Source organism: Acidovorax sp. HMWF018, from assembly GCF_003061035.1.
Taxonomy (GTDB): Bacteria; Pseudomonadota; Gammaproteobacteria; order Burkholderiales; family Burkholderiaceae_C; genus Acidovorax; species Acidovorax delafieldii.
In genome coordinates this window covers 1-7849 of the sequence record NZ_QAIM01000481.1, presented here as the reverse complement: position 1 = coordinate 7849, position 7849 = coordinate 1, and the positions used below count along the sequence as shown (strand labels likewise).

General features: G+C 68.1%; 7 protein-coding genes. 1 reads left to right on the top strand and 6 read right to left on the bottom strand.

Features of this window, described 5'->3' with window-relative positions; translation table 11 throughout:
* Nucleotides 1-74 precede the first annotated feature (74 nt).
* The 5 genes from DBR23_RS20530 to purU form a co-directional block, all read right to left on the bottom strand.
* The gene (locus DBR23_RS20530; RefSeq protein ID WP_108499433.1) at nucleotides 75-800 is read right to left on the bottom strand and encodes an LrgB family protein; all 726 of its coding nucleotides are present in this window, start codon (nucleotides 798-800) and stop codon (nucleotides 75-77) included.
* Entirely contained in the window at nucleotides 784-1143 is a 360-nt protein-coding gene (locus DBR23_RS20525; RefSeq protein ID WP_108499432.1) for a CidA/LrgA family protein, read from the bottom strand. Before DBR23_RS20525 ends, DBR23_RS20530 begins: the two co-directional genes overlap by 17 nt.
* Before the next feature lie 5 nt (nucleotides 1144-1148).
* The gene (locus DBR23_RS20520) at nucleotides 1149-2648 is read right to left on the bottom strand and encodes an FAD-linked oxidase C-terminal domain-containing protein (RefSeq protein WP_108499431.1); all 1500 of its coding nucleotides are present in this window, start codon (nucleotides 2646-2648) and stop codon (nucleotides 1149-1151) included.
* 269 nt (nucleotides 2649-2917) lie between these two features.
* Nucleotides 2918-3823: a LysR substrate-binding domain-containing protein gene (locus tag DBR23_RS20515; protein ID WP_056059867.1), complete on the bottom strand. Its 906-nt coding sequence runs from the start codon at nucleotides 3821-3823 to the stop codon at nucleotides 2918-2920.
* A 12-nt stretch (nucleotides 3824-3835) separates the two neighbouring features.
* Nucleotides 3836-4684, bottom strand: coding sequence for a formyltetrahydrofolate deformylase (gene purU, locus DBR23_RS20510; protein WP_056059864.1), 849 nt, complete (start codon nucleotides 4682-4684; stop codon nucleotides 3836-3838).
* Nucleotides 4685-4756: 72 nt separating this feature from the next.
* Here purU and DBR23_RS20505 point away from each other — a divergent pair, with 72 nt between their 5' ends.
* Nucleotides 4757-7078, top strand: a complete 2322-nt coding sequence (locus DBR23_RS20505) for a bifunctional diguanylate cyclase/phosphodiesterase (protein WP_199227758.1) — start codon at nucleotides 4757-4759, stop codon at nucleotides 7076-7078.
* Between the two features lie 9 nt (nucleotides 7079-7087).
* Here the strand turns inward: DBR23_RS20505 and DBR23_RS20500 are convergent.
* A partial coding sequence (locus tag DBR23_RS20500) for a ChaN family lipoprotein (protein WP_108499430.1) occupies nucleotides 7088-7849 on the bottom strand: 762 nt, incomplete at its 5' end.

Genomic DNA, 7849 nt, shown 5'->3' with positions numbered 1-7849 from the left:
GGCTTTGTGGGGCGGGTGAGTGCCGCTGAGCGCGGCGCAGCGTAGGACAAGAGGTGATGCCCCTGCCGCACCCCTCACAACAACCGGAACACCAGGGGCATCAGCACCGCCGCCAGCACCACCTGCAGCCCCAGCGCCAACCCTGCATACGCCCCCGCTTCGGCATGCACCTGCAGCGCATGCGCCGCGCCGATGCCATGTGACGCCGTGCCCAGCGCAAAGCCCCGCAGTGCCATGCCTTGCGCGTCGGTGGGCAGGCGCATCAAGCCAAACAACCAGCGCGCAGACAGCGCCCCGACCATGCCCGTCAGCGCCGCGAACACGGCGGCCAGGGCGGGCACGCCGCCGATCTGTGCGGCGATGCCCATGGCGACCGGGGCGGTGACGGATTTGGGGGCCAGCGACATCAGCACATCACCCGGCAGGCCCAGCGCCCAGCCCAGGCCTACAGCGCTGGTGGCCGCCGCGCTGCCACCCGCCAGCGAGGCCAGCACCAGCCGGCCCCAACGCGAGCGCAAGGCCGCGCGGCGCTGCCACAGGGGCCAGCCCAGCGCCACCACCGCAGGGCCCAGCAAGAAGTGGATGAACTGCGCGCCCGCAAAGTACGTGGGATAGGCCGTGCCGGTGGCCAGCATGACCGTGGCCAGAATGGCCACCGACAGCATCACCGGGTTGGCCCAGGGCGCGTGCCCCGAGCGCACCGACAGCGCCTGCGCCAGCACATACACCGCCAGCGTTGCGGTCAGCCCGAACAGTGGGGCCGATGCCAGGTACACCCACAGCTCAACGAAGTTCGCCATGGTTCTCCTTGGGCTGCAAAAGACGCAGCACCAGCGCCGTCACGGCCATACCGACCCAGGTGGATAGCACAATCACCGCCACCAGCTGCAGGCCATGGGTGCTCAGCAGCGCCAGATGGGTCATCACCCCCACGCCCACCGGCACAAACAGCAGCGACAGGTGCTGGAGCAAGAAGCCCGCCGCCGGGGCTACGGCATCCCGAACGGGCTGCCAACGCAAGGCCAGCAAGAGCAGCACCATGCCGACCACCGGCCCTGGGACCGGGAGCTTCAAAAAGTGAGACAGCGCCTCGCCCCCCGACTGCATGAGCAGAAGAAAGGCCAGCCCTTGCAGCGCCTTCATGGCGATCAGAAACGCGGCAGGTCGGGGTGCTTGATCTGCCCCCCACGCACCAGCATCTTCCCGTACTCCGCGCACCGGTTCAGCGTGGGGATCACCTTGCCGGGGTTCAGCAACCCTGCCGGATCAAACGCGTGCTTGAGCCCGAACATCTGTGCGTTCTCTGCTGCAGAGAACTGCACGCACATGCTGTTGAGCTTCTCCACGCCCACGCCATGCTCGCCCGTCACCGTGCCGCCCATGGCGACGCTGGTCTCCAGGATGTCGGCGCCAAACAGCTCGCAGCGGTGCAGTTGGTCGGCATCGTTCGCATCGAACAGGATCAGCGGGTGCAGGTTGCCGTCGCCCGCGTGGAACACGTTGGCGCAGCGCAGCTGGTATTTCTTTTCCATCTCCTGGATGGCGAGCAGGATGTCGGCCAGGCGCTTGCGCGGGATGGTCGAGTCCATGCACATGTAGTCGGGGCTGATGCGGCCGCTGGCGGGGAAGGCGTTCTTTCGACCGCTCCAGAAGCGCAGGCGCTCGGCTTCGTCGTTGCTGACCGAAATGGCGGTGGCGCCTGCAGCGCGCAGCACGTCGCTCATGCGGCCGATTTCTTCCTCTACTTCTTCGGGCGTGCCATCGCTTTCGCACAGCAGGATGGCTTCGGCTGTCAGGTCGTAGCCCGCGTGCACAAAGTCTTCGACGGCGGCGGTCATGGGCTTGTCCATCATCTCCAGGCCGGCGGGGATGATGCCGGCCGCTATGACCGCGGCCACCGCGTCGCCCGCTTTGCGCACGTCGTCAAAGCTGGCCATGATGCAGCGCGCCAGCTGGGGCTTGGGGATGAGCTTGACGGTGACCTCGGTGGTCACGGCCAGCATGCCCTCGCTGCCGATCACGGCGGCCAGCAGGTCGTAGCCAGGGGCGTCGAGTGCCTCGCTGCCGAATTCGACGGGCTCGCCTTCCACCGTGAAGCCCTTCACCTTGAGCACGTTGTGCACCGTCAGGCCGTATTTGAGGCAGTGCACGCCGCCCGAGTTTTCGGCCACGTTGCCGCCGATGGTGCAGGCGATCTGGCTGCTGGGGTCGGGCGCGTAGTAGAGGTTGTAGGGTGCCGCCGCCTCGCTGATCGCCAGGTTGCGCACGCCACACTGCACCACGGCCGTGCGGCTTTCGGGGTTGATGTCGAGGATGCGGTTGAACTTGGCCAGCGACATCGTCACGCCCATGGCGTGGGGCATGGCGCCGCCCGACAAGCCCGTGCCTGCGCCGCGCGCCACCACGGGCACCTGCAGCCGGTGGCAGACCTGCAGCACGGCCTGCACCTCGTCGTAGGTTTCAGGCAGGCACACCACCAGCGGGCGCTGGCGATAGGCGGTGAGGCCATCGCATTCGTAGGGCGTGGTGTCCTCGTTGTGCCAGAGCAGGGCGTGGGCGGGCAGCACGCGGCCCAGGGCCTGGACAACCTCGGCCTGGCGCGCGGCGCGTTCGGACAGGGCTACGGTGGGGTCGGCGGCAGTGTTCATGGCTGTCACTGTAGGGGATGGCTCGGTGCCCGGGCTTGAGCTTTTCTTCAGGGGATTGTGAAAAACACCGGATCGCTCATCAATTGATAGCTTCTGGCGCCTGTGGGACAAGCGCTGGAGGCAAATTTGCCTGAGCCTGATGGAGGCGGGCGTGACTCGGGCGAGGGCAGCCGAGCAAGGGCCGCCCCGCAGCAAGGGCTGCGTCTCCCTTCCCGGCGTAGCCGAGAGAAGGGGGAAGGCGCCCAAGGCGACTCAGGGGGATACCTCTACTACGCCATGGTTTTGCGCAGCCACTCGGCAAACGCCGCGCATTCCCACCGGTCCATGGTGCCCGTGCGCCAGCACAGGTAGTGCGCGTGGGGGCTGGCGGTGTCGGTGTCAAACAGGCGCACCAGAGTGCCGTTCTCCAGCCAGGGCGCGCCCAGCTTCAGGCGTACCAGCGCCACGCCCATGCCGGCAGCGGCGCCGTCGCACATCAGGCCGATGTCGTTGAACTGCGAGCCCTCGCTGGGCTCGGCCCAGTCGAGACCCGTGGCAGCAAACCAGGTGCGCCAGGGCTCCAGTGGGCTGCGCAGCAGGGGCACGCCCTCCAGGTCTTCGGGGCGGTCAAAGGGGCCGTGCTCGCGCACGAAGGCGGGGGATGCGAGGGGGGTGACCACGTCGCGCGCCAGCTCCACATGTTCCACGTCGGCATAGTGGCCGGGGCCAAAGCGCACCATCAGGTCGGCATCCTCGGCCACCACGTCCAGCAGCGGGATGGACACCTGCAGGGCCAGGTCGATCTCGGGGTAGGCCTCGGTGAACTGGCGCAGGCGGGGGATGAGGATGGTGCGCGCGAATGTGGGCGTCACGGCCAGCTTGAGCCGCCGGCGCCCGGGCGCGGCCGCCTGGCCCGGAAAGCGCTGCAGCGCGCCCAGCCCCTCGCGCACATGGGCCAGGTAGGCGCTGCCCTCGGTGGTCAGCGAAAAATCGGCCCGGCCAAACAGCCGCACGCCCAGGATCTGCTCCAGTTGCTTGACGCGGTGGCTCACGGCGCTGGGCGTCACACACAGCTCGTCAGCCGTCTGCGTCACGCTGCGCAGGCGGGCCAGGGCCTCGAATGTCAGCAGGCACTGGATGGGCGGAATGCGCCGTGCAGCGCTGCTGAGGAAGGAGGACGGGGCTGCCGTGGCCATGGGAAAGCTGGACTAGCGGAAGATGACTGTCTTGTGGCCGTTCAAGATCACGCGGTGCTCGCTGTGCCACTTCACGGCGCGGGCCAGCACCTGGCTTTCGGTGTCGCGGCCGCGGGCCGTGAGGTCTTCCACGGTGTCGGTGTGGTCGGCGCGGGCCACGTCCTGCTCGATGATCGGGCCTTCGTCCAGGTCGGCCGTCACATAGTGGGCCGTGGCGCCGATCAGCTTCACGCCCCGGTCATGGGCCTGGTAGTACGGCTTGGCGCCCTTGAAGCTGGGCAGGAAGCTGTGGTGGATGTTGATGGCCCGACCGGCCAACTTTTGACATAGGTCAAGAGAAAGTATCTGCATGTAACGGGCCAATACCACCAACTCGGCCCCTTCGCCCTCGATAATCTCAAACTGTTTGGCTTCGGCCTGGGCCTTGGTGCTGCCCGTCATCGGGATGTGATGAAACGGCACGTTGTAGCTGGCCGCCAGCTGGTAGAAGTCGCGGTGGTTGCTGATGATGGCGCGGATGTCGATGGGCAGCAGGCCACTCTTCCAGCGGAACAGCAGGTCGTTGAGGCAGTGGCCTTCCTTGCTGACCATGAGCACGGTTTTCATGGGGGCTGCCGTGGCGTGCAGGCTCCAGTGCATGTTGTAGGGCTCGGCAAAGCTGGTCAGGCGCGCTTTGAGGGTGGGGTGGTCGTGCTGGTCGCAGGCAAACTGCACCCGCATGAAGAACAGGCCCGTGGCGTGGTCGTTGTACTGCGCGGCTTCTTCGATGTTGCCGCCATGCTCCAGCAAAAAGCCGGAGACGGCGTGCACCAGCCCCAGGCGGTCGGGGCAGGACAGGGTAAGGATGTAGGCGTTGGTCATAGCTGTGCAATTGTCGCAGCAAGGGCCAAAGGCCGTGAAACCGTGAAATCAACAAGGAGCGCAAGAAGCGCAATGGGCAACGAGGGCTATGCCTCATCACTGGTCCCCTGGCGGGGCATGCTGCTGTACCTGGTGCTGGGGGTGGCCTGGGTGTTTGCGGGCGACGTGTTGCTGGCCCACTGGGTGACCGACCCGGCCCTGCTGACCCGTTTTCAGACCTGGAAGGGCTGGGGCTATGTGGCGCTGACCAGCGGCCTGGCCTGGTGGCTGCTGCGGCGCATGCGCCGCGCCGAAAAGGTGCGCATGGCCATGGCGCAGGAGCTGACGCAGATCGTGCGCCATGCGCCGGCCGGGTTTGCGCGGGTGGCGCTGGACGGCAGCTTTTTGTGGGCCAACGCCCGCCTGTGCGACCTGCTGGGGGCCACGCCCGCGCAGACGCTGGGCCTCAATTTTCGCGATGTGATGATCGCCCAGGATCCTGACTGGGCGGCGTCGCAGCTGGAGCGCCTGCTGGCTGGCGAGATCGACCACTATGTGGGCGAGCGCCACTGCCTGCGGCTGGACAACGGCCGCCGGGCGCCTGTGCTGTGCACCGTGACGCTGGCGCCCGAAGTGGGCGATGAGCCCGCGCACCTCGTGTGTGTGGTGCAGGACCTCGACGAGATCAAGGCCGCGCGTGCTGCGCTGCAGCGCAGCGAGGCCCGCCAGCGCCTGGCGGCCACGGTGGTGGACAACACCATGGAGGGCGTGGTGGTGACCGACGCCCACAGCCGCATCCTGTCGGTCAACGCGGCGTTCACCCGCCTGCTGGGCTATACCGAGGAGGAGCTGCTGGGCAAGACCCCGCGCGTCTTCAAGTCGGGCCGCCACGACAAGGCTTTTTATGAGGCGATGTGGTCGGCGCTGACCGAAACCGGGTACTGGCAGGGCGAGATCTGGAACCGCCGCAAGAACGGCGAGATCTTCCCGGAGCACATGTCCCTGTCGGCCGTGCGCGACCCGGCGGGCGAGATCACGCACTACGTGTGCATGTTCACCGACATCTCCGAAGAAAAGGCCCAGCAGCGGCAACTGGAATACCTGGCGCACAACGACCCGCTCACGGGCTTGTCCAACCGCACCTGGTTCGGACACCAGCTGGAGCTAGCGGTGCAGGAGGCGCAAGGCAGTGGCGAGCACATCGCCGTGCTGCTGCTCAACCTGGACCGCTTCAAGGACGTGAACGACAGCTACGGCCACGCCACGGGCGACGAGGTGCTCAAGCACATTGCGCGGCAGGTGCAGTCCGCCCTGCGGCCCGGAGACGTGCTGGGGCGCATGGCGGGCGACGAGCTGGCCGTGGTGGCGCGCAACCTGCGCCATGCCGATGGTGCCGCCGCCGTGGCGCGCCACCTGATCCGCGCCGTGGCCGAGCCCTGGCGTTCGCCCGACGGGCTCGAGGTGGTGGCGGGCGTCAGTGTGGGCATCTGCATGTTCCCTGAGCACGCTGGCACCACCGAACTGCTGCTGCAGGGCGCCCATGCGGCGGTCTATGGCGCCAAGGCGCGCGGCCGGGGGGCGTGGTGCTTCTTCCACGAGGCCATGACCCAGGCGGCCCGCGAGCGGCTGGAGCTGGAGTCGCGCCTGCGCCTGGCGCTGGCCCAGGGCCATCTGCAGATGTACTACCAGCCCCAGATCGACATTGCCACCGGTCGCATCCAGGGCGCCGAAGCCCTGGTGCGCTGGAACGACCCGCAAGAGGGGCTGATCTCCCCCGCGCGCTTCATTCCCGTGGCCGAGACCTCGGGCGTCATCGGCCCGCTGGGGGAATGGGTTGTGCGCGAGGTCTGCCGCCAGGGCCAGCAATGGCGTGATGCCGGGCTGCCACCGCTGACCCTGGCGCTGAATGTGTCGCCGCGCCAGTTCCACCTGACCGACTTGGCCGGTTGCACGGCGGCCGCGCTGCAGGCCAGCGGGTTCCCTGCGGCACTGCTGGAGCTGGAGATCACCGAAAGCGCCCTGGCCGAACGTACCGAAGAGGCCCGCCAGGTGCTGGTGCGCCTGCGCGAGCTGGGGGTGCGCATCGCGGTGGATGACTTTGGCACCGGCTATTCGTCGCTGGCGCAGCTCAAGCGGTTTCCCATCGACGTGCTCAAGATCGACCAGGGATTCATCCGCGATATTCCGCAAAGCGAGGACGACATGGCCATCAGCGCCGCCATCATCGCAATGGGGCACAGCATGGGCCTGTCGGTGCTGGCCGAGGGGGTGGAGACCGAGGGCCAGCTGGCCTTCCTGCGCGAGCGGGGCTGCGACGCCTACCAGGGCTACCTGTGCAGCCGCCCCGTGCCCGCCGACGATTTTGTGGCGCTGCTGCGCGCGCAGGCGGAGTCTGCTGCCGCCGCGCAGGGCTAAAAGGCGCGCTCAGACCTTCTGTCCGGGGGGCGCAGGGCGCCACTGCTCGCGCAACTCTGCGCACACATCACGCGGGGGCAGCGCCGGGGTCTGGACCACGGCATCTGCTTGTGCACTTGATTTGATAGCGTCTGGCGCATGCTCCACCTGCGCTATCACCACTTTTGACACCAGATTTGCCGGCCAATGGGTTGGCACGCCCAGGTGGCGCAGCACATGGCCGCCGCCAGCCACCAGCAGCACTGTCTGGCCGGAGCGCAACGCCTCCTGGGCCGTCCGGGCCATGCTGGCGTCGCGGGCGATCTGGATGCGGGCCATGGGCGCAATTTGTGGCTCCGGCAGCAGTCCGCAGTGGCCGTCGCGCAGCGCCTGGTATTGCTGCGCCAGCGCGGGGGCGGGCAGGTGCCGGTCCCAGGCGGTCTCCGCCATGGCGGCCCGCATGCGGGCGCGGGGCAGGTTGCCTCCCAGCACGGGCACGCCGGCGCCCACGGCCGCCATCACCACCGGGCCATAGGCCTGCCATGGCCAGGCGGCGTTGTCCCATTGCAGGGCGGCCTGGGCCTGCGCTTCGCTGGCATCGCGCGGCAGGCCCCGGGTGCTGTGGCCCCGCTCGGCCATTTCCATCACCACGGCCGCCAACTGCCCGCGCGCAGACAGCCACGCCACGGCCTCGCGCTGCAGGCGTTGGTGGTCGGGCGCATCGTGCTGCTCGCCCAGCAGCAGTACATCGGCGGGCAGCAGGCTCTGCAAGCGGTCGGTCCAGAGGGGGGA

Bases quoted from the DNA above. Each gene is read 5' to 3' on its own strand.
- DBR23_RS20530 (WP_108499433.1), bottom strand. From the start codon at position 800: ATGGCGAACTTCGTTGAGCTGTGGGTGTACCTGGCATCGGCCCCACTG.
- DBR23_RS20525 (WP_108499432.1), bottom strand. From the start codon at position 1,143: ATGAAGGCGCTGCAAGGGCTGGCCTTTCTTCTGCTCATGCAGTCGGGG.
- DBR23_RS20520 (WP_108499431.1), bottom strand. From the start codon at position 2,648: ATGAACACTGCCGCCGACCCCACCGTAGCCCTGTCCGAACGCGCCGCG.
- DBR23_RS20515 (WP_056059867.1), bottom strand. From the start codon at position 3,823: ATGGCCACGGCAGCCCCGTCCTCCTTCCTCAGCAGCGCTGCACGGCGC.
- purU (WP_056059864.1), bottom strand. From the start codon at position 4,684: ATGACCAACGCCTACATCCTTACCCTGTCCTGCCCCGACCGCCTGGGG.
- DBR23_RS20505 (WP_199227758.1), top strand. From the start codon at position 4,757: ATGGGCAACGAGGGCTATGCCTCATCACTGGTCCCCTGGCGGGGCATG.